Origin of the sequence: Streptomyces sp. NPDC057543 (genome assembly GCF_042801895.1) — a bacterium.
In the GTDB taxonomy this organism is placed as follows: domain Bacteria; phylum Actinomycetota; class Actinomycetes; order Streptomycetales; family Streptomycetaceae; genus Streptomyces.
Genome location: NZ_JBHVFF010000014.1, coordinates 16712 through 42035, shown reverse-complemented (window position 1 = coordinate 42035; position 25324 = coordinate 16712). Strand labels below are relative to the sequence as shown.

The window sequence follows — 25324 nt, the reverse complement described above, 5'->3', positions numbered from 1 at the left end:
TTGTATGTCGCCTGTGAACGAGCGATTGCACTCCGTGCTCGCCCAGCGCGGCATCCCACCTGAATCACTCGCCGAAGTCTGCGAGGTGGACCCCAAGACCGTTGGCCGGTGGCTCGGCGGGCGCGTTCCCCATCCTCGCCACCGCTTCCGCGTCGCCAAGCACTTACGGGTCGAGGAACTGTTCCTCTGGCCCGCACCAGCGCCGAGCACGCCGCAGCAGCTCGCAGGTTCAGGGCAGGAGCTGGTCGGGACCTACCAGAACCGGGCGAGCGTCCCACGCGACACGTGGCTGTCGCTGCTCAAGGGCGCCCAGGAGCAGATCAGCGTTCTCGTCTTCTCCGGAACCTTCTTCGCCCAGTCCAACCCTCACGTCGCCAAGATGCTCGCCGAGCGCGCATCAACCGGAGTGCGAGTGCGGCTCTGCTTCGGCGACTCGAAGGGCCAGGCCGCAGCAACCCGAGGCCACGAAGAGGGAATCGGCGACACCCTCGCCGCCAAGATCCGTGCCTCCCTGACCTACTACCGGCCCCTGCTGTCCGAGCCTGGCTGCGAGGTGAGACTGCACGACACCACGCTCTACACCTCCATGTTCCGGTACGACGATGATCTTCTGATCAACCCGCACGTCTGGGGCCAGCCGGCCAGCGCCAACCCTCTCCTCCATCTTCGAAGAGCAGACACCGCAGGCTGGTTCGACAACTACGCTCAGAGTTTCGAAGCTGTCTGGGCCACAGCACGGCCCTGGACACCAGACCAGGAGGGGCTCTCGCCGCATGGGCAGGACTGAGTACTACAACGACCCCAAGGCCCCCAAGGCGAACACGCTCATCCCCGCCAACAACCTGCTCGTCGTCGACGACGATGGCGCCATCCTGCTCCAGCGCCGCCGGGATACCGGCCAATGGGCGCTGCCGGGCGGGGCCCAGGACATCGGCGAGACGGCGGCCCAGTGCGCAGTGCGCGAATGCCTGGAAGAGACCGGGATCATCGCAGAGATCACGGGCTTCCTGGGGGTCTACACGAACCCGAACCACATCGTGGCCTACACCGACGGCGAGATCCGCCAGCAGTACGAGAACACCTACATCGGCCGGCCGGTGGGCGGCGAGCCCACCATCAACGACGAAGCAGACGGCGTCCGCTACGTCCAGCCGAGCGACCTGGACCAGTACGACATCCACCCCAGCATGCGCCAGCAGATCGGCGACTACCTTGCCGGCACGTACCCCTACCTGGGCTGAGCCGCCAGCGCCGCCTCCACCTGCCCCACGGCGCCGAAGATCTCCGGAGCCGCCCGGCGGATGAACCGCCCGACCACGCTGTCGCCCCCGTAACGACCAAGGATCTCCACGGCACGCTCCTCGGCGGTGGTTCGGCCGCCGTCGGGCGTGGTCGTCATGTCGCAGTACACGAGCGCGTCCACCAGCAATCGCTCCTCCAGCAAGGGAAACTCGCTCGCGAGCTCCTTCCGTAGCCCCCGCTCTTCGGCCTCCATGAGCGCGAACGAGTGGTTGGCCACCAGCCGCACCAGCCGCTCGTCGGCCCCATGCTCGTCCCGAAGGAACCGCGCTCCGTCCAGTGGATGGAACCCGGTCACGACCAACTGCGGCGCGTAGCCGACGTCGTGCAGCGTGGCGGCGGCGACGAGAAGGCTGGCGTCCTGGCCGAGAGCGTGACTTACTTCGACCGCGCGTTTAGCCACTCCCTGTGTATGCGCCCACCTCTGTGGAAGCGTGCCGCTGAGTTCTGCCTCCGCGACCCGCGTCGCCCATTCCTCGATGAGATCACCCATGCGAGCTCTCTGCCCGAGGCACGACCCGCACAAGCCTGGCCACGAACGGGACTCCTCCCGAGGCCGACTGGCACTGGCGATACGCGATTCAATACAGGGCAGAGGCTTCGCGGTCTGCGCTTGCGAACCGCGTCCGCGCCCTCCAGCTGCGGAACGGTTCCCAGCTTCCCGGGGCAGGAGTCCCAGGCCGGTGATCAGGGCCCCCCGCTGTCGCCGTCATGGCCTCCGCCGGTCTCTTCGTGGGTTCTGCCGCTGTGGAGCGTACGACTGCACACGATTCTCTTCGGCGCATGGGTCACAATCGGCACAACTCCGCGGTATGGTTTTGGCTGCACTGAACTGCTAGGAGTAGAAAATGCAACGGACGTCGGTAGAGCTCTTCGCGGGCGGGGGTGGGCTGGTCCAAGCCAGCACGAACACCGGCTTCCGACACCTGCTGCTGAACGAGTTCGCGAAGAGGGCGTGCGAGACGCTTGAGGGCAATCGCTTCGACGCGTTTCCTGCGGATGTCGATTCCGATGTGCTGGCGAAGTGGCTGGACCAGATCGATGAGCAACGCGCGAAGGGCTTCGACGCCGCAGGCGCCGTTGAGCGGCTCCACTACCCTCCCCTGGTCACCGGCGACGTCCGAGGGTTGGGCATGCGCTTCCTCAGGGATCGCGATGTTGACCTTCTGGCCGGCGGGCCACCATGCCAGCCGTTCAGCCTTGGCGGAGTCGCGAAGGGTGACGAGGACGAGCGGAACATGTTCCCGGAGATGTTCCGGGCGGTTCGCGAGATCCGTCCCAAGGCTGTCATCTGTGAGAACGTCCGAGGGCTGCTCCGCCCGTCCTTCAATCCCTACTTCGAGTACATCAAGCGCGAACTCTCTCTGCCGTTCGTGAAGCGCCGAAAGGGCGCCACGTGGCAGGAGCACGACCAGGCGTTGCGGGAGCGGCTTGACGCGCAGGACACCGATCCGGCGGAGACCTACGAGGTCACGCAACACGCTGTGAACGCCGCCAACTACGGGGTGCCGCAGATCCGTAACCGGGTGATCCTTCTCGCGTTCCGCGCTGACCTGGGCGTGGACCCGGATCTGGTCAAGCGCGCTGTCGCGCGTACCCACTCCCATGCGGCCCTCGCGCGGACGATCCTTGAAGGCTCCTACTGGGACCGCCACAAGCAGGCGGGCGCCAAGATCCCGAAGCGCGTCATCGATCTGGTGACCTCGCGCTACGCGAATGAGCAGCTGTCGTTCGAGAGCGGGGATGAGGAGCTCCAGCCATGGCTCACCCTTCGAGACGCCGTAATGGGGCTCCCCGAGATCAACACCAGCATGTTGGACAAGACGACGGAGCAGGGCGGATTCCCCGACCACATCGGGTGGCCTGGAGCGAGGATCTACGACGGGCACACGCCCAATGAACTTGACCGGCCGGCCAAGACCGTCAAGGCCGGGGTGCATGGTGTGCCCGGTGGCGAGTCGGTAATGCAGCTCGATAACCTGGTGCGCGACGAGAAGACCGGCCAGTTGCGCCCCGAGCACCGGTACATGACAGTGCGCGAGACTGCCCGGGTCATGACATTCGGTGATGACTGGAGCATGGCGGGCCCGCGAGGTGAACGCATGAGGCAGTTGGGCAACGCGGTTCCCGTGAAGCTGGGCGAGGTGTTCACCAGCGCCGTCGCGAAGGCCCTCAACGACGCGGAACGGCGCTCGTGAACGACGCCGCCGGATCCCGGCAAGTCGGCTGGAGGGACAAGCCGCCGCCCGAGAGGGCCTGGCGGGGACGGCAGGGACGGACCAGGAAAGCGATCGTCGCCGAACAGGATCGTGCCGCGGGTGGTCGGGAGGGCCGCTATGTCAAGCGTAAAGACGGCGACTACGCGCTGGCCTCTATCACGCTGAAGTTGTTGCCCAAGACTCGTCGGATCAGGGCCTATCTCCGCTGGTCGGAAGACGGGCGTTCGCCTGCCCTGTATGTCGGGGAGGTGGAGCACCTGACGCGTGCGGCAAATCTTGAACAGGCTTGGCAGATCGCCAATGACAGGGGAATGGTTGGAGAGCGTCCTCTCCCTGAAGGGTCGTGGGCGTCGTCCCCTGCCACGCGGTCAACGATGCGCGGGAACCGAGGCCGCGACACGGCTCCGGAACTTCGTATCCGGTCACTGCTGCACCGCGAGGGTCTGCGCTACCGCGTATCGGCGCGGCCGCTTCCTGGGCTACGGCGAACCGCTGACCTCGTCTTCACGCGCGCCCGTGTCGCAGTCTTCGTGGACGGGTGCTTCTGGCACGGGTGCCCCGATCACTGTCGGCCAGCACGCACGAACAGTGACTTCTGGCGCGCCAAGATCGACGGAAACCGGGCCAGGGACGCCCAGACTGACCAGCTCTTGGCGGAGGCGGGATGGTGTGTCATTAGAATCTGGGAGCACGAAGACCCTGTGCGAGCGGCGCGTCGGGTTGCCGCGGTCGTTCGCGACTTTGCGGTACAGGAGGATCACAGAGTCCCCTGATTCAGGAGATCGTTGATCGTGTCTGACGCGCGCCAGAGGACGATGCGACCGTCTCCCTCGCTGAAGGCGAGCAGGTCCTCGCCAACGTTGATGCCAGCCTCGGCCAGCAGCCCCAACGGCAGTTCGACACGGCCATCGGGCTCTACAGATACCTCGGCGGGTTCACGGATCACGGGGTGAGTTTCCCAGGGGCTGCCGGCGTCCGCCACCAGTCCCGCGGACCGTCGGGGTGCGTTGCGGTTGCGACGATCCGATGATCGCACCGCGCGACATGCCATCCGTCCCCCAAGTTGGCGGATTAGCAAGTAACTTGGCGCTGGATGTCAGTCCTGTCCTCTACTCTCTTCATCACGCGTACGGTTCTACCGAGCCGCGCTCCGAAGCGCTGCCCGCGGAGGGCTTACTTCGGCGTGTCTTCGCGAGACGAGGCAGGAGGGCCCTCCACCTATGAAGATCACTCCTTCCGCGCGTGTGCTGCGCATGCTGGGTGAGATCGAGTTCGACGAGTGGCAGTGCATCGCGGAGCTGATCGACAACGCCTTCGACGACTTCACGGAGATCCACCGGTCCGGGGCTCCCTGGGCAGGCGGGTATCGCGTCAGCGTCGAACTCCCCGACTCCGCCCAGGGTCAGCTCGTGATCACCGATACCGGGCGCGGCATGACGTACGACCGCCTGGAGCGGGCCGTGCGGGCCGGCTGGTCGGGCAACGACATGCACGACAAGCTCGGTCTCTTCGGCATGGGGTTCAACGTCTCGACGGCCCGGCTCGGGAAGCGCACGCGCGTCTTGACCACGCGGCAGGGCGACACCGAGTGGATCGGCGTGGAGATCGACCTGGACCGCATCGGCGACGACTTCGAGGCTGAGGACATCACGGAGCCGAAGGTCGATCCGAACGAGCACGGCACCCGCATCGTCATCAGTCGCCTGCACCCCGCGCGCGCTCGGTGGCTGAACAAGAACGGCGCGGCCCTGCGCAACATCCTGGGACAGGTCTACTCGTGGATGTTCCTGAACCGTCCGTTCGAGCTATGGGTCGGCGGCTTCCAGGTGAAGCCCGTCCGGCACTGCCGTTGGGGCGAGAACCGCTCGGTCCTCTACAACAACAAGGAGCGGATCCCCGCCTACATCGAGATCGACCAGAAGTTGGAGAACGGTCTCGCTTGCGGCGACTGTGGGCAGTGGCAGCTCACTGATCGGGACGCCTGCGAGGACTGTGGGAGCAACCGGCTCACCATTCGCGAGCGCCGGGTGCACGGGTGGCTCGGCATCCAGCGGTACATGCACAAGAACGACTACGGGATCGACTTCCTGCGCAACGGTCGCAAGATCCTCCGCTGGGACAAGCAGCTCTTCACCTGGCGCAACCCGGACGGCGCGGTGGGCAACGAGGAGCCGGAGTACCCGGTTGACCTCGCTCACCAGGGCGGCCGCATCATCGGGGAGATCCACCTCGACCACGTCCCGGTCACCTACCAGAAGGACGCTTTCGAGTACGGCGACCGCAGCTGGCGCTCGGCGGTCGAGATCGTGAGGGGGGTCGCGCCGCTGCTGCCCCAGCGCGCGGCGAACCTCGAGTACGAGGAGAACACCAGTCCGCTCGCGCTCCTCTTCAAGGGTTTCCGTCGTAACGACGCTGGCCTCCGGTACCTGGTCCCGGGTGACGGACGTAAGCCGATCCACGAAGACACCCGCCGGTGGGGGCAGGAGTTCCGCCGGGGCAACCCCGACTACGAGACCGATGAGCGCTGGTGGCAGGCGGTCGAGGACCACGAGGCGGCCAAGAGCCGGGGCAAGAACGCGAAGGCTGCCGCCGCGACCCCGGGACGGCCGGATGAGGCGGCGGTGATGGAAGCGCTCGGTTTTAACGGGGCTGGCACCCCAAGTACCACGACCCTTCCGGGTCCAGACGAGTCGAAGCCCGAAACCGGGGCGCAGTCCTCGAAGGACAGCGCCTCCGCTCCCGCCGCACCGGCCTCGGAGGAGCGCAAGGAGACCCGGCAGGAACGCGTTACGCGCTACATGGAGAGCTCGACCACCTACCCGGCACTGAGTCGCTCCTTCGGTCACCCGCGCGTCGGCTTCGTCGAGGTCGAGGCCCGTCAGTTGACGGCGGGAGGTCTGACCGACGAGAACCTGCACCCCACCCCCGTCCTGCTCGACCAGCGCGCGGGCAACAGCCTCGTGGCGTTCCTCGACCTCGATCACTCGATTTTCCAGAAGTTCGGCGCGGACCCGGCGGACCTTCTGCTCGCGGAGATCGCTGTGCTGCTCAGGGTGCGGGCGGAGACGGAATGGAGCCACTCCGAACTCATCGCGGCGATCCGGGCGGAGTCACTGCCCGCCACCGCTCTGGACGCCCAGATGATCAGCGCCGAGGCACAGGATCTGCTTGCGGAAATCCGTCACCGCATGGCGTCGGAACTGGACCGCACTGGTGAGGCGAAGAAGGCGTATCACTTTCTCTCGCCCGACGAACTGACCGCCACCGAGCACGCCATGATCGCCAATGGGAAGGTGACCCGTACGGCCGACCTTGGTGCGAACGGAGAGTTCCTGCTCCACGTACCGGCGCTGTTCCTGGTCCATCTCGTCGAGTCGCTGCCTGCGGCGTTCATGGACAACCGGGTCTTCCAGGGCATCTACGAGGGTGTCGCGTCCGCGTCCGCGCGGCGGCTTAGCCTCGCGCGGACGGTCGGCTACCTCTCCGACGTCGCGACCCAGGCGACCTTCGCGGGGAGCAGCCTCCCGAACCAGCTGCTGCGCACGAGACTGAGCATCCGCCTGCTGGCCGACGACCTCGCGGAGGAGAAGTGAGCGCCGTCTTCCTCTCGGCTGACGAGCTGCTGAAGGGAGGGCCCGCTGGTCTCACGCACGCCGTGGAGCGGGCCCTCTGGTACCTCGGCTTCAACGACGTACGTGTCATTGACGGCGCTGGCGACCACGGCGCGGATCTCCTGGCCGTACGAGGTCGGGAGCAGTGGGTCTTCCAGTGCAAGTGGAAGGCGGGCGGGAAGGTCGACCGCAGCGGCGTAGACGACCTGGAGCGGGCGCGTACGCGGTACCGCGCGGACAAGGCCGTCCTGATCACCAACACCGACCTCAACGCGGCGGCGGAGGCCCGCCGCGTGGTGCTCAACGGAGTCGGTGTGCCGATCTCCCTGTGGCACGGCGCGACGCTGGGTTCCATCGGGGACCAGATGCCTGAGACGGTTCCCGCGAAGTACGCCCTGCGCCCCTATCAGGCTGAGGCTGCGGACGCGGTGGTCCGAGATCTCGGCGCGAACGGCACCGCCCTGCTCGTGCTCGCGACAGGGCTCGGCAAAACGGTGGTGGGCGGGGAGATCATCAGCCGTCACCTCAAGGTCAATCCGGCTGCCAGGATTCTCGTCGTCGCGCACATGAAGGAACTCGTCGCACAGCTTGAGAAGGCGATGTGGCGGCACATCCCCAAGTCCGTTCCCACGCGCTTGCTCACCGGGGAGAGTCGACCCGAAAGCCTCGACGGAGTCGTCGTCGGAACCGTTGAATCCGTTCTCGGTGCCGTACGTGTGGGCTACCGACCCGACCTGATCATGATCGATGAGACCCACCACGTGGCCGAGACCGGCAGGTTTGCGGAATTGCTCGATCTGTGTGGGAATGCTGAGCAGTTCGGCGTGACGGCGACACCCTGGCGAGGCGACAAGTTTGACATCACCTCACGCTTCCGGTACCCGAGTTTCAAGATGGGCATCGCGGAAGGCATGGCCGCCGGTTACCTGTCCGCCGTCAACTACCGGCTGTACGTCGACAACGTCGACTGGAACGCGGTCAGGGACGCCAGCGTGCACGGCCAGTCGATCAAGGATCTCAACAAGTCACTGTTCCTGCCGCAGCGCGACGAGGAGATCATCGAGCACTTCCGCGAGGCGTGGCGAACCACGGCCAACCCCAGGGCCATCGTCTTCTGCCAGACCATCGAACACGCCGAGCACATGGCCCAGTTGTTCGCCACGTCAGACTCGGCGTGGTCTAACGCGTCGTTCCTGCACAGCGGACTACCGCGGCAGCGACGCCAGATCCTGCTGAACGAGTTCCGGCTCGGCCGTGTGCCGGTGATCACGTGCGTCGACGTCTTCAACGAGGGGGTCGATGTCCCGGACGTCAACCTCATCGCGTTCCTGCGCGTCACGCACAGCCGGCGGATCTTCGTCCAGCAACTCGGGCGTGGACTTCGGCTCAGCCCCGGCAAGGAAGCCCTACGTGTCCTCGACTTCGTGACCGACATCCGCAGGGTGGCGGCGACCTTGGAACTCCGGCGATCGCTGGAGGCGCAGGAGGCCCAGGAGAGCGAGCATCTGCGCGTACGAATGCCGCACGCCTCCCGTATCCAGTTCAGCGACGAAACCGTCGGGTCTCTGATGGACCACTGGATTCAGGACGCGGCAGACCTTGAGACCAAGGCGGACGAGGTCCGCCTTCAGTTTCCTCTGACGACAGGAATCGAATGAGCAAGTACGCGATCCCCACTGACCTGGAAGAAGAAGTCGTGCGCCTCCTCTACAAGCGGATGGCCGACCTCAACTGGATCTACCTGCCGGATACCGAACGCACCAGTCACTACGTGACGTGGACCTCCGACCCTGAGGTGGGGGGAAGGCTCCTCCCGTTCATCGGGAAGCCGGAGAACGTCCGTCCGTGGCTCAAGGACAGGCCGATGAAGGAGTACACCCGGGCCACCTACGGGGTGGGCAAGTGGGCCCCTCTCGTGGCCAAGCCGTCCACCCCGGTCAGTGAGCTCGTCGTGAGGGCTCTCGGTTCCGGTTGGACGGTCGATCTCGAGACCCTGGACATCAAGCCGCTCCGTGTGACGATCCGCCACGAGGACGATGAGGAGACGGAGCGGCGCTTCGCGTGGGCTCCCATGCGCGACTTCAAGCATCTCGCGTGGGCGGCCATCGCTGCGCAGGCCGGCGGCGACGCTCTGCCGTGGGTCATCTGCACGGTGGACTCGTTCGTTCGGAAGATCACTCTGGAGCAGAAGGCGAAGAACGAGCTGATCGCCAACCGGCTCGATCTGATCAGCGCACATGTCACCGATGGTTGAGCGGGGCTCCGCCATGACGAGAGATGACGACGACTGGCTCGGCGCTGCTTGGCGCGCTCTCCCCTCCCGGTCGCGTCGCATGGTCGAGGATCGTGCCAGCGGGGGAACGCTCGGGAGTATCGGGCAGGAGCACGAGGTGAGCCGCGAAAGGGTTCGCCAGTTGCTTCTGAAGGCGCAGGAGCATCTCTGCGCCTTCGCCGACGCCTTCGTCGACGACTGGCGCGATCGGCTCATGGCCCTCACCGTGCGTCCAGCGGTATCCGAGTCCGAGGTGGCTGCGGTGTTGGCCGTACGCGAGCACGTTGGTGTGGGTCTTCTCGTCCAAGACGTCGGGGCTGAGCCTCCATTGACTTGGGCTGGTCGTCTGGACGGCTGGTGGACACGCAATCCGAGCGCCCTGGAGATGCTGCTGCGAGTTGGAGTGGAGGAGGCACCGCTGCGTGGGGAGGACGTGGCGGTGACCTTCGCGAGCGCTGGTGTACCCGACGAGGTCCCCTTGCTGGATCTTCTCGGGCATCCGAACAGCCCGCTGGTCCCCGGCTTCGAGGGGACTTGGCTACGCCGTCGCGCCCGCGGTAGGGACGCGGCCTACCTCTACCTGCTGGCGAATGGCGAGCCCTGCCGGGCTGAGGAGTTGGTGGAACCGACCGGAATCAGGCGGAAGCCCGCCGTATCCGAGGCGCTCAGGCGGGACGAGAGGTTCGTGCAGCTCCGTCTGGAGGGCAAGTGGGCGCTGGCCGAATGGCCTCACCTGAACGTCACTCCGTACCCGAACGCCGTGGAGGCTTTCGTCGCGGTGCTGACCGAACTGGGGCCGTTGCCCAAGGAGGCTCTCTTCGTGAAGGTCGGTGAGCGGTACCCAGTGACGTTGTGGCGCCTTCAGCAGTGTCTGCTGGACGACAGGGTGGGCACGACGGACGACGGGTTGATCGACCTTGTCGCGCGCGGGGCGGTTCCGATCGAGGAGAGCGAGCCGGCACGGCCGGCGACCATGGCCGCGGATCCCGCCGGAAACGTCTTCGGGGTCCGTCTCACCGTGGACAAGGACATTCTCCGGGGCAGCGGCGTCGTCGTCAGCAGCTGGCTTACGTGGCAGCTCGGAATGCGGCAGGCTCCCATGGTCCGGACCTTTTCCATGGCTGGTCACCCCACCCCTATCGTTCTCAAGCGGGCGACGGGTGCGGCCCAACTCTCCAGCCTGCGGGTGCTGGCGAAGGAGAAAGGAATGGTGGGGGGCTGCGAGTTCGTCCTCTTCCTCCGCACGGACGATTCGACGGCGCGCATCGAGCACGCTTGTGACCGGCAGACCTGCCGGGCGGTGGGTGGGCAGCCCTGAGCGAGGCGGGACCGCTGGGCGACTCCACTACTGAGCTGTCGCCGGAGGGGTTCGGTGAATCCATGACGAGGGGGCGCATGGGACAACGGGAGAAACGATGATGGCGGCAGTGCGTGCTACGTTCTTCGCCTCGGGAGCTCGGAGGCTCGGGCTCTGCTGCAGCAGGCTGTCAAACGTCCAGCGCGCGTGAGCGGTGCGTGAGCGGACGGGGCGGCACGGATCGGGTCTGGCTGGCACTTTCTCGTCGCTCGCACTGAGCTGACCAGGGAAATCAGGTTCAGACAGCATCATTCGCCACCCGCCGTCACGATCTTGCAGGCCCTTGTAATGCGTAGGTCGTCGGTTCGAATCCGACAGGGGGCTCAGAGAAACCCCAGGTCAGACACCAGATGACCTGGGGTTTTGTGTCGGTCGGGGCGTGGCGGGCGTACGGCTGAGGGGTGGCGGGACGGCCCGCGTGGGCTATGCGTGAGCGGAGGGCCGCCGGGGTCCTACTTTTTTGGCCTTTTCTGCCTGGCCGGCCATGACTGGTGGAGAAGCTGCGCGTCGGCCGTCCGGCCAGTGCCCCGCTCGAGAAGCTTTGTGGGAGATCGGCCGGACTGCCGCAGCCGAGAACGGCCGACTCAATCGACGTATCGCCCAGCAAGCTATGTGTGAGGCCGATCGTCGCTATCCGGCCCCCGAGGCATGCAAGGAGCTTGCGCCGGCCTTGGAGGCACCGTTCAAGTGCCAAGCCCCCGGCGTCTGTCCTTGGCCGAACGCCGACAGCCAGTGAGTCCGACGGACAGAACGATCGACATGGTTGCGATCACCAGGTGCACAGAGGCCGAGAAGGCAAATCTCGAATGGCAGGAGGACCTGTTCCCGGCCTCCGGACGTTGTGAGTGGACATGGACGACCACGTGAAGTGCTGGCTCTGCACGGCCTCGTGCAGGAGCAGCGGGGCGGGCGCCCGCATGGCCCGGTACACGGGGTACGGATTCTCCGCGAACTCCGGCGAGAGGGTGTCGGGCCCCTCCTGGGCAGTTGCCATGGCGCTCCCTCGGCCAGCGGTCCGAGCCGTCAGCAGGGTGGTTGACGGTGGGCAGGGCGGTGCAGGTCCGGCGCCCCCCGGCCGGAGATCCCTTGGCATGATGGGGTTCGGTCGGTCGGCCGTCGGCCCACCGGATTACCGAGCACGAGGGAGCCGCTGTGGCGCGCCATCTGATCGTCGTTGACCCGGCAGGGTCGGGCGACCACCGCACCATCGGCGAGGCGCTGACCGCGGCGCGCGGGGGCTCGGTGATCAGCGTCAGGGCCGGGCGGTACGACGAGAACCTCGTGGTGACGAAGCTGGTCACGGTCGTCGCCCACGAGCCGGGTTCCGCGGTCGAGATCGCACCGCGCAGCGGCAGCGCGGTGCAGGTGCTCGCGGAGGCCGTCAAGCTCTCCGGGCTGCGGCTGATGGCGGGCGGGGGCGGGGACGAGGACGAACCGGTGGTGGACGTGCCGCGCGGTCAGGCCGCCCTGGAGGACTGCGAGGTGTACGGCAACTCCTGGGCCGCGCTGCTCTCGCGCGACGAGGGTTCGCTCGCCATCCGCGACACCACCGTCAGCAATCCGGCGGGCGCCGGGATCGTGGACCTGTCGTCGCGGACCAGCGTCGTCGAGCACTGCGTCCTGCAGCGGCTGGGCAGTTCGGGGATCGTGCTCGGCGAGGACGCGTCCACCGAGGTGCGCGGCTGCACCGTGCGGGACGCCGGGGGCAACGGCGTACTCGCCAACGGGCGGGCGCGCGGCAGCTTCACGGACGTCACGGTGGAGCGGACCGTGAAGCCCGGGGTCGCCGTGGAGGAGAACGCCACGACGCGGTTCACCGATGTACGGGTCGAGGACTGTGTGATCGGCTTCCACATATCGACGGCCGCGCAGACGGTACTGACCGACTGCGTGGCCACCGGCTCCACGACCCACGGCGTCACCCTCTCCGGCGCGACCGACCCCGAGCTGAACCGGATCCGGATCGACCGCCCGGGCGGCCATGGCATCGCCGTCACCGGGCGCTCCCGGGGCACGGTGGCCGATGCGCGGATCAGCGGGGCCCGTTCGGCCGGGCTGCTCGTGCAGGACGGATCGTCGACGACCGTGCTCCGTACGGAGATCGCCGAAGGCGCGGCGGACGGCATCCTCCTCACCGGCGGCTGCACCGCCCGTCTCGACCGGGTCACCGTGACCGCCGTCGCGGGGCACGGCATCGTCGTCGCGGAGGGCGCCGACCCGGTGCTGCGGCGGGTCGAGGTGACGGACACCGGCGGGCACGGCATCGAGTTGCGCGGCGGGGCGCGCGGGAAGATCGAGGCGTCCACGGTGACCGCGGCGGGCGGCTGCGGGGTCCGGGTCGACGGCGCCCGACCGGCTCTGCAGGGCACGGCCGTACGGTCCGCCGCGCGGGCCGGGGTGTCGGTCCTGGCGGGCGGCGTCCTCATGCTGGTCGACTGCGAAGTCGAAGAACCGGGCGGCGACGGGCTCGAAGTGGACGGTTCTGAGGCCGAGTTGACGGCGATACGGGTCCGGGTGCGCGCTGCCGGACGGCACGGTGCGAGCGTCGGGGCGGAGGCGACGGCCGAGCTGACCGAGTGCGTCCTGACCGCGGGCGGCGGGGACGGGCTGCGGACCGTGAGCCGGCTGCGGGTGCGTGCCGCGGGGTGCACCATCACCGGCAACAAGGGCGCGGGTGTGCGCCGTACACCCACCGAGGGCGAGCTGGTGCTCGACCGGCTGACCAGCGAGGAGAACGGCGAGCCCGACATCACGGGGGACGCCGACGCGCCGGACGGCGCCCCAGGCGACCCGCGCGGGCCGCTCGCCCGGCTGGACGAACTGGTCGGACTGCGTGCCGTCAAGGAGCAGGTCGCCACCCTGGTCAATCTCAACCGGCTGGCCCGGCGCCGCCGCGACGCGGGCCTTCCGGTCCCGGCCACCGCCCGCCACCTGGTGTTCGCGGGCCCGCCCGGCACCGGCAAGACCAGCGTCGCGCGGCTGTACGGGAGCATCCTCGCCGCCCTGGGTGTGCTGCGCTCCGGGCATCTGGTGGAGGTGGCCCGCGCCGATCTGGTCGCGAAGGTGGTCGGCGGCACCGCAATGAAGACCACCGAGGTCTTCGAACAGGCCATGGGCGGGGTGCTGTTCATCGACGAGGCGTACGCGCTCACCCAGGGCGGCGGGTCGTCCGGTGCCGACTTCGGGCGGGAGGCGGTCGACACCCTGGTGAAGCTGATGGAGGACCACCGGGACGATGTCGTCGTGATCGCGGCGGGCTACTCGTCCGAGATGCACACCTTCCTGGCGTCCAACCCCGGGCTGGCCTCGCGTTTCAACCGTACCGTCGAGTTCGAGAACTACACGGTCCCCGAGCTGATCACCATCGTGCGCAAGCAGTGCGAGCAGAACCGCTACACGCTGGGCGAGGACACCGAGCGGGCGCTGGCCGTGCACTTCGGGCGGATGCACAAGGACGCGTCGTTCGGCAACGCGCGCGCCGCCCGCAAGGTCTTCGAGGAGCTGATCGACCGGCAGGCGCTGCGGCTCGCCGAGATGCCGGAGGTCTCCGAGGACGATCTGACGACGCTGCTCCCCTCGGACGTCGGCGAGCAGGCGGCGGCAGCCATCGGCGCGGGTGGGAGCGAGCCCACGGACGCCACCCGGCTCGACGCGATCATGGCCGAACTGGGCGCGCTGGTCGGCCTGGAGGAAGCCAAGTCGCAGGTGCAGGACCTGGTCAACCTGCTGGCGACGGCCCGCAGACGCCGGGCGGCCGGACTGCCCGCGCCGTCGGTCGGCCACCACCTGGTGTTCGCGGGCCCGCCCGGCACCGGCAAAACGTCAGTGGCACGGCTGTACGGCGAACTACTGGGCGCCATGGGGGTGTTGCCCCGTGGTCAGCTGGTGGAGGTGGCACGGGCCGACCTGGTGGGCCGTTACGTCGGGCACACGGCGCAGCTCACCCAGGAGGTCTTCGCGCGGGCGCGGGGCGGGGTGCTGTTCATCGACGAGGCGTACGCGCTCACCCCGGAGGGCGGTTCCGGCGCGGACTTCGGGCAGGAGGCCGTCGACACCCTGGTGAAGCTGATGGAGGACCACCGGGACGACACGGCGGTGGTGGTGGCGGGCTACGAACGGGAGATGGACCGCTTCCTCGCGTCGAACCCCGGGCTGGGCTCGCGGTTCTCGCGCCGGGTGACGTTCCGCTCGTACTCGGCGGAACATCTGGTGGAGATTGTCCGGCGGCAGTGCGAACGTGACGGGTACGACTGCGCACCGGAGACGGTGGAGTTGCTCGCCCGGTACTTCGAAGAGGTGCCGCGCGACGAGAACTTCGGCAACGCGCGGTTCGCACGGCGGGTGCTGGAGTCGATGATGACCCGGCAGGCGGGGCGGCTGAGCGGGATGCCGGAGGCTGGGCCGCAGGAACTGCGGATGCTGCTGCCCGAGGACCTGGTGGTCTCTTCGGGCCTGTCCGGCGGGTGAGGTACGGGGCGAGGGCGGCGGCCCAACAGGTCATAGGATCACGGCCATGCAGCCCCGCACCGCACTGCTCCCGGCCGCCGCCCTCGCCCTCCTCGTGAGCGTCTGTGCAGCCGGCCCCGCCGAGGCCGCGGACAGTCCCAGCCTCCCCGCCGTCAGCGCCGCTCCGCCCGACGACGGCAGTTGTGTCAAGCCGTCCACGAAGCACTCCGACCTCACTCCGTGGCCGCAGCATTTCATCGCGCCGTCCCGGGCCTGGCCGTTGTCCCGGGGCGCGGGTGTCACCGTCGCCGTGGTCGACACCGGGGTCGATGCCGCGCGGACCCCTGCGCTCGCCGGGCGGGTGAAGGCCGGGCCCGATGTCGCCTCGGGCGGGACCGCCGGGAAGGACTGCACCGGGCACGGGACCTTCGTGGCGGGGATCATCGCGGCCGGGCAGAAGCCCGGCGTCGGCTTCGCGGGGGTCGCGCCCGACGCATTGATCCTGGCGGTCCGGGTGACCGCCAAGGACGGGTCGGTGACCGCCGACCGGGTGGCGGCGGGGATCCGGGCCGCGGTGGCCGGCGGGGCTCGGGTGGTGGACGTGCCCCTCGCGCTGGACCGCGGCAGTGCTTTGCTCACCTCGGCCGTACGGGACGCGGTGAGCCACGATGTGCTCGTGGTGGCCCCGGCGTACGGGAGTCCTGCCTCGTCGGGGGACGCGGCCCCGGCCGCCTATCCGGCGGCGCTGCCCGGTGTGCTGGCTGTCGCCGGGCTCGCTCCCGGGGGCGGCCCCGACCAGAAGGTCGCGCCCGCGACGGCCCCCGATATCGCCGCGCCGGGCACCAGTGTCATGAGCATCGGGCCCGGCGGCACCGGGCACTTCAGCGGCAGCGGGGCCGATCTGGCGACCGGGTTCGTGGCGGGTACGGCCGCGCTGGTGGACGGATACCGTCCCGGCCTGACCGTTCAGCAGCTCACGGACCGGCTGACGGCGACGGCGTACCCGGGTGCTGGGAGCCGTGCGCTGACGGGTGCCGGGACGGTCGATCCGGCGGGTGCGGTGACGGCCGTGCTGCCCCCGTCGGCGCCCCGCCCCGCGCGGCCCGGTCCAGCCCCGCAGCTCGCGGCCGGTACCGGGGACAGCGCCCATGCGGGCGCCGTCGCGGTGGCCGGAGGCGCGGCGGGCATCGTCGCGCTGACGGCCTTCTTCGCGGTGGTGCTCCCGCGCGCCCGCCGCCGGGGCTGGCGCCCCGGCGTCTGACCCCGGGGCTCGGGGCTCCGGAACGACGGGGCCGCGGAGCCGCGGAGCGTGGGACCCCCAGGACCACAGAGCCGGGACCACCGGACCAGGACCACCGGGCCAGGACCACCGGGCCAGGACCACCGGGCCGGGACCACAGGATCCCGGGCCCTGTGGTCCCGGAGGGCTTACGACCTCACCCGCGATGGAGAGCGGGCTCCCGACGCCCTGCGCCTCCGCCTTGGATTCGAAGCCGCACGACGCCGCTCGCTGATCCACTCTCTTTCGCGGGTGAGGTCGTTACTCCGCTTTGGTCCCCACTGCCTCCTCCGCCTCCTCGCCGCGCAGCGCCGTCTGCACCTGCACCGTGGTGCGGCGCGTGATGTACAGACCGCGTCCGGGCGGGAGCAGACGGGGCTTCGTGCCGGTGATGATCTGGCCCTCGGTGGGCGGGCAGGACAGTTGCAGGACCGGGGTGTTGGCCTCGACGAGCCGGCGCAGCAGCTGGTCCGACATCATCGAGCGGGACGCGCCGTTGGCACTGCGAGCCACGATCACGTGCAGACCCACCTCGGCGCCCTGGGCGAGATACGGAAGCAGCGGGGCGAACGGGTCCGGACCGCCGCCGCCGATCAGCTCGTAGTCGTCCACGACCACGAACAGCCGCGGCCCCTTCCACCAGTCGCGCCGCTTCAGCCGCTCCGGTGAGATCTCCGGCCCCGGCACCCGGTCGGCCATGGCGCGGGCGGAGCCGCTGACCATCTCCTGGAGCTGGGCCGGGCCGACCGCGTACCCGAGGCGGTAGGGCTCCGGTACGGCTTCGGCGAGGCGGCGACGGTAGTCGGTGACCATGACGCGGGCCTCGCTGGGCCCGTAGCGCCGGGTGACGGCTTCGCAGACCATGGCCAGCAGGTTGGTCTTGCCCGACTCGGCGTCGCCGACCACGACCAGGTGCGGGTTCTCCTCGAAGTCGTGGTGGAAGGTGTCCAGTTGGACGTCCCGCAGGCCGATCGGGACGCGCAGGTCGCCGTCCGGCTCGGGCAGTTCGGACGCGGGCAGGGTGAGTGGCAGCATCCGTACGGGCGGGGCCTTGGGTCCGTCCCACTCGGCGGCCGTCTCGCGGACCAGCGCGTCCACGCCGTCCGAGAGGGTGTCGACCGAGGAGTCCCCGTCGATACGGGGCAGTGCGGCCAGGAAGTGCAGCCGCTCGTCGGTGAGCCCCCGGCCGGGGATCTTCGGTACGGTCGCCGCCGCCCGCATGTTGATCGCGGAGTCGACCGGGTCACCGAGCCGCAGCTCGAAGCGGGTGCCGAGCTGGTCGCGCAGGGCGCTGCCGACCTCGCCCCAGCGGGTCGCGGCGATGATCAGGTGGATGCCGAAGTTGAGCCCGCGGGACGCGATGAGGGTGAAGGTGGGCACCAGGTCCATGAAGTCCTGGCGGATCGTGCTCCAGCCGTCCACGACGAGGAAGACGTCGCCGTACGGGTCGTCGGCGAACTCACCGGCCGCGCGCTTGCGCCGGAAGTCGGCCATGGAGCCCAGGCCGTGGTCGGTGAACTGCCGCTCACGGCGCGCGATCAGCGCGGTGATCTCGGCGACCGTACGGAGCAGTCGGTCCGGGTCGAGGCGACCGGTGACGCCGCCGACGTGCGGGAGGCCACAGAGCGCGGCGAGCGCACCGCCGCCCAGGTCCAGGCAGTAGAACTGCACCTCGCGCGGGGTGTGGGTGCGGGCGATGGCGGTGACGAGCGTACGGACGAGGGTGCTCTTGCCGCTCTGCGGTCCGCCCGCGATACCGACATGGCCGCCCGCCCCCGACAGGTCGGCGGACAGCTCGTCGCGCCGCTGGTCGAACGGTCGGTCCACGATGCCGACCGGCACGGTGAGCGGGCGGCGCGGCGTCGCCGCGCCGGGCGGGGGCAGCAGCAGGTCGAGCGTGGGGGGTTCGGCGAGCGGGGGCAGCCACACCTGGTGGGCGTGCGGGCCGGAGCTCTCCAGCCGCTCGACGGCGATGGTGAGCAGGCTGGCGGCAGCGGCCTCCTCGGCCGGACCGGCTTCCGGCGCGGCCACATCGGGCTCGGTCTGCGGCAGTTGCCGCGGCGGAACCCAGCCCGCGTGGAACGGCACGACCTGCCCGGCGACGACCGCCTGGCGTACCGCGGGGCGGACGACCCGGTAGGGACCGGAGACGAAGGCGGCCTTGAACCGGGTGAGCGTGCCGACGTCGTTCTTCAGCAGTCCGCTGCCCGGCTGCGGGGGCAGCTCGTACGCGTCCGGGACACCGAGCACGCCGCGGCTCTCCATCGCCGAGAAGGTCCGCAGCCCCACCCGGTAGGAGAGGTGGGACTCCAGCTGGTGGATACGGCCCTCGTCGAGCCGCTGCGAGGCGAGCAGCAGATGCACGCCGAGGCTTCGGCCGAGCCGTCCGATCATCACGAACAGGTCGAGGAAGTCCCGGTGGGCGGCGAGGAGTTCACTGAACTCGTCGACGACGACGAAGAGCGTGGGCAGTGGCGCGAGATCGGCGCCGCCTTCGCGGGCCTTCTCGTACTCCAGGAGCGAGGCGTAGTTGCCCGCCTTGCGCAGGAGTTCCTGGCGGCGCATGAGTTCGCCGTGCAGGGCGTCGCGCATGCGCTCCACGAGCGCCGTCTCGTCGGCGAGGTTGGTGATGACGGCGGAGGTGTGCGGCAGCCGGTCCAGACCGAGGAAGGTCGCGCCGCCCTTGAAGTCGACGAGTACGAAGTTGAGCGTCTCGGACGAGTGGGTGAGCGCGAGGCCGAGCACCAGGGTGCGCAGCAGCTCCGACTTGCCCGATCCGGTGGCGCCGATGAGCATGCCGTGCGGGCCCATCCCGCCCTGTGCCGACTCCTTGATGTCCAGGACGACCTGGCTGCCGTCGGCGGCGAGACCGATGGGGACCCGCAGCCGGTCGCCGGGCGCGCGCCGTTCGTGCAGTTTGATGAAGTCGGCGGAGTGCAGATCGTGGACGCCGAGCAGACCGGTCAGCTCCATGTCCTCCTGGAGCGGCTGCTCGGAGCGGGCGGTGACGCCCAGCCGGAAGGGGGCCACGGCGGAGGCCAGGGCGCGGGCGGCGTGCGGACCCAGGGTCTCGGGGCGGCCCACGGAGGTCTCGGAGGACTTGCCGTCCGGGTCGGTGGTGACCATCGAGAGGTCGTCGGGGGTGACCCGGAAACGGAGTGTGCCGCGTGCGGGGGCGGCGTCGAGGGCCCCGCGTACGTCGATGACCAGGGCGTTGCGGTAGCCGGGCCCGGCGATGCGCGCCCCGGCGGGGACCGCGGCGGTGTCCAGGACGACGACCGTGTACGGCTCGTCGCGGCTCGGCTCGGAGCCCGGCTCGAACGGCGGACGCCCGCCGAACTCCTCGCCCAGCAGCGGCTCCAGCTCGGAGACGGCCTCGGCGACGAGGCGGGAGGTGCCCGCGCCGTCGGTGTCGGACGGGTGCTGGGCGTGCGGCAGCCACTTCACCCACTCCCAGCCGGGGAGCGCGCTGCCGTCGGCGACGACGACAAGGGCCAGGTCCTCCGGGGCGTGCAGGACGGCGAGCTGGGCGACCATGGCGCGGGCGGCGCCGCGGGCCGTCTCCAGGTTCCGCTCGGCAGCCGCGGCCGCGTCTGTCCCGGTCTCCTCCCCGTCCTTGCTGCCGGACAGCAGGATGAGCCGGGCGAAGGAGCGCATCCGGACGGCGATCGGCTGCCCCGGCACCGTCGAGTACGCGCGGATGAAGCGGCGCAGCGCGTGCGCGCAGAGCGGTTCGAGGTCCTCGACGGGCTTGGTGGAGAGGGGGTTGAGGGTGAGGGCGAGCTGACGGGTGCCGGTGGCGACCCGGACCTCGGCGAAGTCCTCATGGGTGGTGCGGCGTTCCCAGAGCCGTCCGCTGCGCGCCAGGGAGACGAGCGAGCCGGGCTCGGGGTGGTGCCAGGCGTCGGCGCGCCGTTGCTCGTCGATGGCCTTGCGGATCCGGCGGCGGCTGGTGGAGAGGTAGCGCAGGTAGTCGCGCCGTTCGCCGCGCAGCCGCCGTTTGCGGTCACCGGCGGCGCGGATGAACTGGCTGATGAGCATGCCGACCGCGGACAGCAGCATCATGCCGATGGCGACCCACATCAGGACGCCGCTGCTCTCGCCGGGCCTGATGAAGATCAGCACCATGCCGAGCGAGCTGAGCGCCATGGGCAGATAGGTGATGACGCCGCTCATGGCGCTCTGGGACTCGGGCAGTGCGGGTGGTTCCTGGAGGGTCAGCTCGCCCTGTGGCAGCTGCGGGCCCGGCCGGCGCGGCGGGCGCCGGAACGTGACGGTGCTCAAGAGGGCAGGGCCTTCCTGGTCCAAGGAGACAGGTGAATTACCCGCGGGTCAAAGGGCGGACAGCAAACAGCTGTCCGTTGTGCCGTAGGGCAATTTCAACAACCACCCACCAATGCCGGCCAGATGGTTGATCCGATGATCGGTTCGAACTCACGATAGTGTTCGCCCCGTTCCCGGGTCGACCCGCACCCACGGACGGGAGAGAATCGAAACGCCGTGAGCGACACCACCGTCGGATTGTGCCGAATAGCTGTAAGAGCGCCTGAAAATTCCTACGAGTTGGGCGTCCCGGTCGACGTACCGCTCGCCGATCTCATCCCGGTCCTCGTCGAGTACGCCGGCGGGGAACTGCACGAGCAGGGCGCCGCCCACGGCGGCTGGACCCTCCAGCGGCTGGGCGCCGCACCCCTCGACGAGGAGGGAACCCCGCAGTCGCTCGAACTGCGCGACGGCGAAACACTGTACCTGCGGGCCCGTCACGAGTCGCTCCCCGAAGTCGACTTCGACGATCTGGTCGACGGCATCGGGGAGACGCTGCGGGCCCGCCCCGACACCTGGCGTCCCGCGCTGACCAGACGGCTGCTGATCGGTCTGGCCGTGGCCGGGCTGACCGCGGCCCTGTTCACCGTCGCGCTGCCCGGCCCCGCCGGCTGGCGGACCGCCGCGGCTGCCGTACTCGCCGTACTGCTGCTCGCCGGGGCCACGGCCGCGTCGCGCGCCGTCGGGGACGCGGGGGCGGGCGCCGCTCTCGGGCTGATGGCGGTGCCGCATCTGGCCCTGGCCGGTGCGCTGTTGCCCACCGCCGGGCACGGTGAGGACGTGTTCGGCCCCCGGTTGCTGGCGGGCGGAGCGGCGGCAGCCGGCGCCGCGGTCCTCGCGCTGGCCGCGGTCGGCGCGTTCGCTCCGCTGTTCCTCGGCGCCTTCGTCGTCGCCCTGTTCGCGGCGGTCGGCGGCATGGTCTGCGCGGGTGGTGTGCCGCTGTCGCACACCGCCGGATACCTCGCGGTGGGCGCGGTCGCCACCGGGAGTTTCGTACCGGGTCTCGCCTTCCGCCTGGCGGGGCTGCGGCTCCCACCACTGCCGTCCAGCGCCGACGAACTCCAGGAGGGCATCGAGCCCTTCGAGGCCGAGCGGGTCCGGGTGCGCGCCCGGTCCGCCGACGCGTACGCCACCGGCTGTTCCGCCGCACTCGGACTGGTCCTGGCGGGCTGTGTGACGGCGCTGCTCACCGGGCCCGACTCCGACGGCTGGCCCGCGCCGGTCCTCGCGGTGGCGCTCGGCGTACTGCTGCTGCTGCACACCCGGACCGTCGGCGGTGCCTGGCAGCGCCTGGCCCTGGCACTGCCGGGGGCGTACGCCCTGGTGCTCGCGGCCTGCATGGACGCGGTCGGAACCGGCATGCCGGGACGGCTGGAGGTCACCGGGTATCTAACGGTCGCCGCCGCGGTCACGGTGATCGCCGCCTGGACCGTGCCAGGCCGCAGGCTGGTCCCGTACTGGGGCCGCGCGGCCGACCTCCTGCACAGCCTGACCGCACTCGTGCTGCTGCCGCTCGCGCTGCTGCTGGCCGGGGTGTTCGGCACACTGCGGGGCATCTGGGGCTGACCGGCCCCGGAACCGGCCGCCCGATTCCCAGCAGCCCGACAGGGCAGGTCCGGGGCCGGTTCCCCGGTGATCCAGTGAGCCCGTGAGCGCACTGAGCACGGTCGGCACGCTCACATTCAGCACACTCACGGTCAGCACACTGAGGAAGCGGTGAGGAACTCCCATGCAGTCCAGGCGTGACCAGGTCCAGGCCCATATGTTCGTCATGGGCCGGCTCTCCTCCGGTATGCAGCGCGCCGAGCCGGACGCACCGGACACCCCGACCGCCCGTACCTGGCGCGGCATCATGTGGGGGCTGCTGGCCGCCGCCCTCGCCGCGGTGGTCACGACGCTGTACGGGCTGATCTCGCCCGGTGGCGCGACTTCCTGGCGCACCGACGGCGCGCTGGTGGTGGTGAAGGACTCGGGGGCCCGGTACCTCTACGTCGGCGGCACGCTGCACCCCGTACTGAACGAGGCGTCGGCGCGGCTGCTGGCCGGGGACAAGCTCTCCGTCCAGCAGGTCGCCGCCGCCTCCCTCGGGGACACCCCGCGCGGGACGCCGCTCGGCATCGTGGGCGCGCCCGACGGGCTGCCGAAGGGCGCGCTCGACCGGGGTACCTGGTCGGTGTGCGCGGGCCGCAAGGACACCGGGACCGGCGGCACCAGCACGGTCACCTCCGTGGTGATCGGCACCGAACCGGGCGGCGACGGACTGGGCGCGAAGGACGGCGTACTGGTGTCGTCTCCTCACGGCGGGGTCCAACTCCTCTGGCAGGGCAGGCGGTTCGCGGTCGACACCGAGCACGGTGCGGCTGCGGCGCTCGGCTGGGCGGGGACCACGGCCCCGTACCCGGTCGGCGACGCCTTCCTCGCCTCGCTGGCGGCCGGGCCCGACCTGGCGGCGCCCGAGGTGCCGGGCCGCGGCGGGGCGGGCCCGCGGCTGGCGGGGGCGGCGAGCCGGACCGGCCAGCTGTTCACCGCCGACGGCGGCCAGCACTACCTGCTGCGCAAGGACGGGCTCGTACCGCTGACCGACACCCTCCACCGGCTGGTGCTCGGCGACCCGCGCACCCAGGCGCAGGCGTACGACGGGGGCGTGGTGAGCGAACGCACGGTGGGCGCCGCTGACCTGGCTGCCCATCAGGTTCCGGCGTCGGCGGCTGCGGCGCTCGCCGCCGACCTGCCCGCCAAGGCGCCGCACCCGGTGTCGGCCGCCGCAGGTCAGGACGTCTGCGCGCGGGTCGCTTCCAGCGGCTCCGGGCACACCACGACGGTGGCGCTGGTCGCCGCGGCGCAGGTGCCGGGCGGGGCGCCGGACGCCGAACCGGGCGTACGGGCCGGCTGCCTGGCGGCCGACCGGATCTGGGTGCGGCCGGGCTCGGGCGTCCTGGTGACGGCCCACTCCACGGCCGGGACGGGTGCCAGCCGCTACCTGGTCACCGATGCGGGCGCCGCCTACCCGGTGCCCGACGACGACGCCCTCAAGCAGCTCGGCTACTCGGCGGACGAAGCGGTACGGCTGCCCGCGCCGCTGCTCGACCTGCTGCCGACCGGGCCGAGTCTCGACCCGCAGGCGCTGGCTCGGGGCGGAATCGTGCAGGCCGACCAATCCGCCTCGGAAGGCACCGGGAGCGAAAGGGTTGCACGCACGGGTAAACAATCCAATGAACGATGCGTCAACAATTGAAGCCAATGCTCAAGTGAAGATCAAATATTCATCCTGCAGGGTCAGTTGAGCACTTCTGATGAGTATCGTGGCGACACATGTCCGAATCCTGATGTGAATGAGGCCGACCATGGATGACAGCACGGCTGGGCTGTTCAACCGGCAGCAAGTAGACGTCGACAAGGCCCGCACCGCCCTGGAGAACCACGTGGCCACCATGGCCCGCGCAGGCGCGACGGTGTCGGCGATCCACGACGACGTGCGGATGGCGTACGTCGCCAACTCCTCCAGCATCTTCAGCAGCAAGCTCCAGCAGTGGATGCAGGCGTACACGGACGTCAAGGGCAAGGTCGACGCGCTGCACGCCGCGCTGTCGGCGGCCGACGTCATCCACAACACCAGTGAGATGGACGCCTCCGAGTACGCGAGCGCATGGGACGGCGGCGGCAACGGCTACTACCAGGCCCTCTCCGGCTGACCCACCGCCACTCGGCGCCACCAGCACTGCCTCTCCCCTCACTCACCTCCTGAAAGGACGACCGGACATGGCGGACGTCACACTCGAAGTCTCGCGCGCCAACGCGGCCATCGACGACATGGTCAAGGCCAACGCGGACATGGTGAACGCGCTCACGGAACTGCTCAGCCAGCTCGGCGCCCTCAAGGCGTCCTTCTCCGGTCAGACCGCGGTCGTGTACCAGGACTTCCAGAACCAGGCCAACACCGCCATAGAAACGATGAACGCCCAGTTCGGTATGGGTTCGCAGGCCCTGAAGGAAATGGTCGACGGCCAGGTCGCGGGTGACAAGCGCGGCGCTGGGATGTTCTGACCATGGCCAAGGACGACGGCGGCGACACGGGGACCTTCAAGGTCACCGAGGGCTGGCTCAAGGGTGAGGCCCGCACGAGGGTCTTGGCGCTCCGGGACATGCTCCAGAAGGGCCCCGACTACACGACGCTGACCGAATTCGCGACCGAGACGGGCGCCTACAAGGGGCTCCTCGCGGGCTCGGGCGCCCTGGGCGTCGACGCAACTCTGCACAAGGTGTTCACTCAACTCTGCTCAAGTCTCAAGGCGCAGGTGGACGTCCTCGGGAACGGTTTCAACACCCTCTCGATCGACATGGCGACCGTCGACTCCATTCTCCAGAACAGCGAGGACGACGCCGCACTGACGGCGTCGGAGATGAACCTGGAGCTGGCGAACGCCATCAAGGGGTTCGGCGGCGCTCCCACGAACAGCCCCTCCGCGTAACTCCGGTACAGCGCACCGGCACCGCTCGACGTCAGCGCCGGGCAGTGCC

Annotated in this window: 18 protein-coding genes; 15 read left to right on the top strand and 3 right to left on the bottom strand. The window is 69.6% G+C overall.

Annotation, left to right across the window (positions count from 1 at the left end):
* Positions 1–13: 13 nt before the first annotated feature.
* Together ACFU8Q_RS04735 and ACFU8Q_RS04730 are read left to right on the top strand one after the other, a co-directional pair.
* Positions 14–787, top strand: coding sequence for an XRE family transcriptional regulator (locus ACFU8Q_RS04735; RefSeq protein ID WP_384447743.1), 774 nt, complete (start codon positions 14–16; stop codon positions 785–787).
* A complete protein-coding gene (locus ACFU8Q_RS04730) occupies positions 774–1241 on the top strand; it encodes an NUDIX domain-containing protein (RefSeq protein ID WP_358972811.1) in 468 nt (155 codons plus the stop codon). The genes ACFU8Q_RS04735 and ACFU8Q_RS04730 overlap by 14 nt, the downstream gene beginning before the upstream one ends.
* On the opposite strand, the gene ACFU8Q_RS04725 is transcribed toward ACFU8Q_RS04730, so the two are convergent.
* On the bottom strand, positions 1229–1792 hold the full coding sequence (locus ACFU8Q_RS04725; RefSeq protein ID WP_384447738.1) for an HD domain-containing protein: 564 nt from the start codon (positions 1790–1792) through the stop codon (positions 1229–1231). The two genes, ACFU8Q_RS04730 and ACFU8Q_RS04725, sit on opposite strands and share 13 nt — an antisense overlap.
* A 355-nt stretch (positions 1793–2147) precedes the next feature.
* Here ACFU8Q_RS04725 and ACFU8Q_RS04720 point away from each other — a divergent pair, with 355 nt between their 5' ends.
* Together ACFU8Q_RS04720 and ACFU8Q_RS04715 are read left to right on the top strand one after the other, a co-directional pair.
* Entirely contained in the window at positions 2148–3497 is a 1350-nt protein-coding gene (locus ACFU8Q_RS04720) for a DNA cytosine methyltransferase (protein ID WP_384447735.1), read from the top strand.
* A gap of 332 nt (positions 3498–3829) precedes the next feature.
* Positions 3830–4291: a very short patch repair endonuclease gene (locus ACFU8Q_RS04715; protein ID WP_384447778.1), complete on the top strand. Its 462-nt coding sequence runs from the start codon at positions 3830–3832 to the stop codon at positions 4289–4291.
* On the opposite strand, the gene ACFU8Q_RS04710 is transcribed toward ACFU8Q_RS04715, so the two are convergent.
* Complete coding sequence (locus ACFU8Q_RS04710; protein WP_384447733.1) at positions 4276–4464, bottom strand: hypothetical protein; 189 nt, start codon at positions 4462–4464, stop codon at positions 4276–4278. The two genes, ACFU8Q_RS04715 and ACFU8Q_RS04710, sit on opposite strands and share 16 nt — an antisense overlap.
* A 274-nt stretch (positions 4465–4738) precedes the next feature.
* Between ACFU8Q_RS04710 and ACFU8Q_RS04705 the strand changes: the two genes are divergently transcribed.
* The 6 genes from ACFU8Q_RS04705 to ACFU8Q_RS04680 all read left to right on the top strand — a co-directional run bounded on the left by ACFU8Q_RS04705 (position 4739) and on the right by ACFU8Q_RS04680 (position 16465).
* Positions 4739–7111, top strand: a complete 2373-nt coding sequence (locus tag ACFU8Q_RS04705) for an ATP-binding protein (RefSeq protein ID WP_384447730.1) — start codon at positions 4739–4741, stop codon at positions 7109–7111.
* Entirely contained in the window at positions 7108–8787 is a 1680-nt protein-coding gene (locus ACFU8Q_RS04700) for a DEAD/DEAH box helicase family protein (RefSeq protein WP_384447727.1), read from the top strand. The genes ACFU8Q_RS04705 and ACFU8Q_RS04700 overlap by 4 nt, the downstream gene beginning before the upstream one ends.
* Positions 8784–9383, top strand: coding sequence for a hypothetical protein (locus tag ACFU8Q_RS04695; protein ID WP_384447724.1), 600 nt, complete (start codon positions 8784–8786; stop codon positions 9381–9383). The genes ACFU8Q_RS04700 and ACFU8Q_RS04695 overlap by 4 nt, the downstream gene beginning before the upstream one ends.
* 13 nt (positions 9384–9396) lie before the next feature.
* Complete coding sequence (locus ACFU8Q_RS04690) at positions 9397–10719, top strand: RNA polymerase subunit sigma-70 (protein ID WP_384447721.1); 1323 nt, start codon at positions 9397–9399, stop codon at positions 10717–10719.
* Between the two features lie 1191 nt (positions 10720–11910).
* A complete protein-coding gene (locus ACFU8Q_RS04685; protein WP_384447719.1) occupies positions 11911–15225 on the top strand; it encodes a right-handed parallel beta-helix repeat-containing protein in 3315 nt (1104 codons plus the stop codon).
* Between the two features lie 46 nt (positions 15226–15271).
* Positions 15272–16465, top strand: coding sequence for a S8 family serine peptidase (locus ACFU8Q_RS04680; RefSeq protein WP_384447716.1), 1194 nt, complete (start codon positions 15272–15274; stop codon positions 16463–16465).
* A 279-nt stretch (positions 16466–16744) separates the two neighbouring features.
* Here ACFU8Q_RS04680 and eccCa read toward each other — a convergent pair whose 3' ends face one another.
* Entirely contained in the window at positions 16745–20767 is a 4023-nt protein-coding gene (eccCa, locus tag ACFU8Q_RS04675) for a type VII secretion protein EccCa (protein ID WP_384447713.1), read from the bottom strand.
* A 216-nt stretch (positions 20768–20983) separates the two neighbouring features.
* Here eccCa and eccD point away from each other — a divergent pair, with 216 nt between their 5' ends.
* The 5 genes from eccD (at position 20984) to ACFU8Q_RS04650 (ending at position 25275) form a co-directional block, all read left to right on the top strand.
* Positions 20984–22372: a type VII secretion integral membrane protein EccD gene (gene eccD, locus ACFU8Q_RS04670; protein ID WP_384447710.1), complete on the top strand. Its 1389-nt coding sequence runs from the start codon at positions 20984–20986 to the stop codon at positions 22370–22372.
* A gap of 163 nt (positions 22373–22535) precedes the next feature.
* A complete protein-coding gene (gene eccB / locus ACFU8Q_RS04665) occupies positions 22536–24041 on the top strand; it encodes a type VII secretion protein EccB (RefSeq protein WP_384447707.1) in 1506 nt (501 codons plus the stop codon).
* 109 nt (positions 24042–24150) lie between these two features.
* Positions 24151–24498, top strand: coding sequence for a hypothetical protein (locus ACFU8Q_RS04660; protein WP_383759208.1), 348 nt, complete (start codon positions 24151–24153; stop codon positions 24496–24498).
* A 67-nt stretch (positions 24499–24565) separates the two neighbouring features.
* A complete protein-coding gene (locus ACFU8Q_RS04655; RefSeq protein ID WP_384447704.1) occupies positions 24566–24850 on the top strand; it encodes a WXG100 family type VII secretion target in 285 nt (94 codons plus the stop codon).
* 2 nt (positions 24851–24852) lie between these two features.
* Positions 24853–25275, top strand: a complete 423-nt coding sequence (locus ACFU8Q_RS04650; protein ID WP_384447701.1) for a hypothetical protein — start codon at positions 24853–24855, stop codon at positions 25273–25275.
* Positions 25276–25324: the final 49 nt, after the last annotated feature.

Excerpts from the sequence above, each read along its gene's own strand:
- ACFU8Q_RS04715 (WP_384447778.1), top strand. The coding sequence starts at position 3,830 with ATGGTTGGAGAGCGTCCTCTCCCTGAAGGGTCGTGGGCGTCGTCCCCT.
- ACFU8Q_RS04690 (WP_384447721.1), top strand. The coding sequence starts at position 9,397 with ATGACGAGAGATGACGACGACTGGCTCGGCGCTGCTTGGCGCGCTCTC.
- ACFU8Q_RS04660 (WP_383759208.1), top strand. The coding sequence starts at position 24,151 with ATGGATGACAGCACGGCTGGGCTGTTCAACCGGCAGCAAGTAGACGTC.
- ACFU8Q_RS04725 (WP_384447738.1), bottom strand. The coding sequence starts at position 1,792 with ATGGGTGATCTCATCGAGGAATGGGCGACGCGGGTCGCGGAGGCAGAA.
- ACFU8Q_RS04720 (WP_384447735.1), top strand. The coding sequence starts at position 2,148 with ATGCAACGGACGTCGGTAGAGCTCTTCGCGGGCGGGGGTGGGCTGGTC.
- ACFU8Q_RS04730 (WP_358972811.1), top strand. The coding sequence starts at position 774 with ATGGGCAGGACTGAGTACTACAACGACCCCAAGGCCCCCAAGGCGAAC.
- ACFU8Q_RS04695 (WP_384447724.1), top strand. The coding sequence starts at position 8,784 with ATGAGCAAGTACGCGATCCCCACTGACCTGGAAGAAGAAGTCGTGCGC.
- ACFU8Q_RS04705 (WP_384447730.1), top strand. The coding sequence starts at position 4,739 with ATGAAGATCACTCCTTCCGCGCGTGTGCTGCGCATGCTGGGTGAGATC.
- ACFU8Q_RS04655 (WP_384447704.1), top strand. The coding sequence starts at position 24,566 with ATGGCGGACGTCACACTCGAAGTCTCGCGCGCCAACGCGGCCATCGAC.
- eccB (WP_384447707.1), top strand. The coding sequence starts at position 22,536 with ATGCAGTCCAGGCGTGACCAGGTCCAGGCCCATATGTTCGTCATGGGC.
- ACFU8Q_RS04650 (WP_384447701.1), top strand. The coding sequence starts at position 24,853 with ATGGCCAAGGACGACGGCGGCGACACGGGGACCTTCAAGGTCACCGAG.
- ACFU8Q_RS04680 (WP_384447716.1), top strand. The coding sequence starts at position 15,272 with ATGCAGCCCCGCACCGCACTGCTCCCGGCCGCCGCCCTCGCCCTCCTC.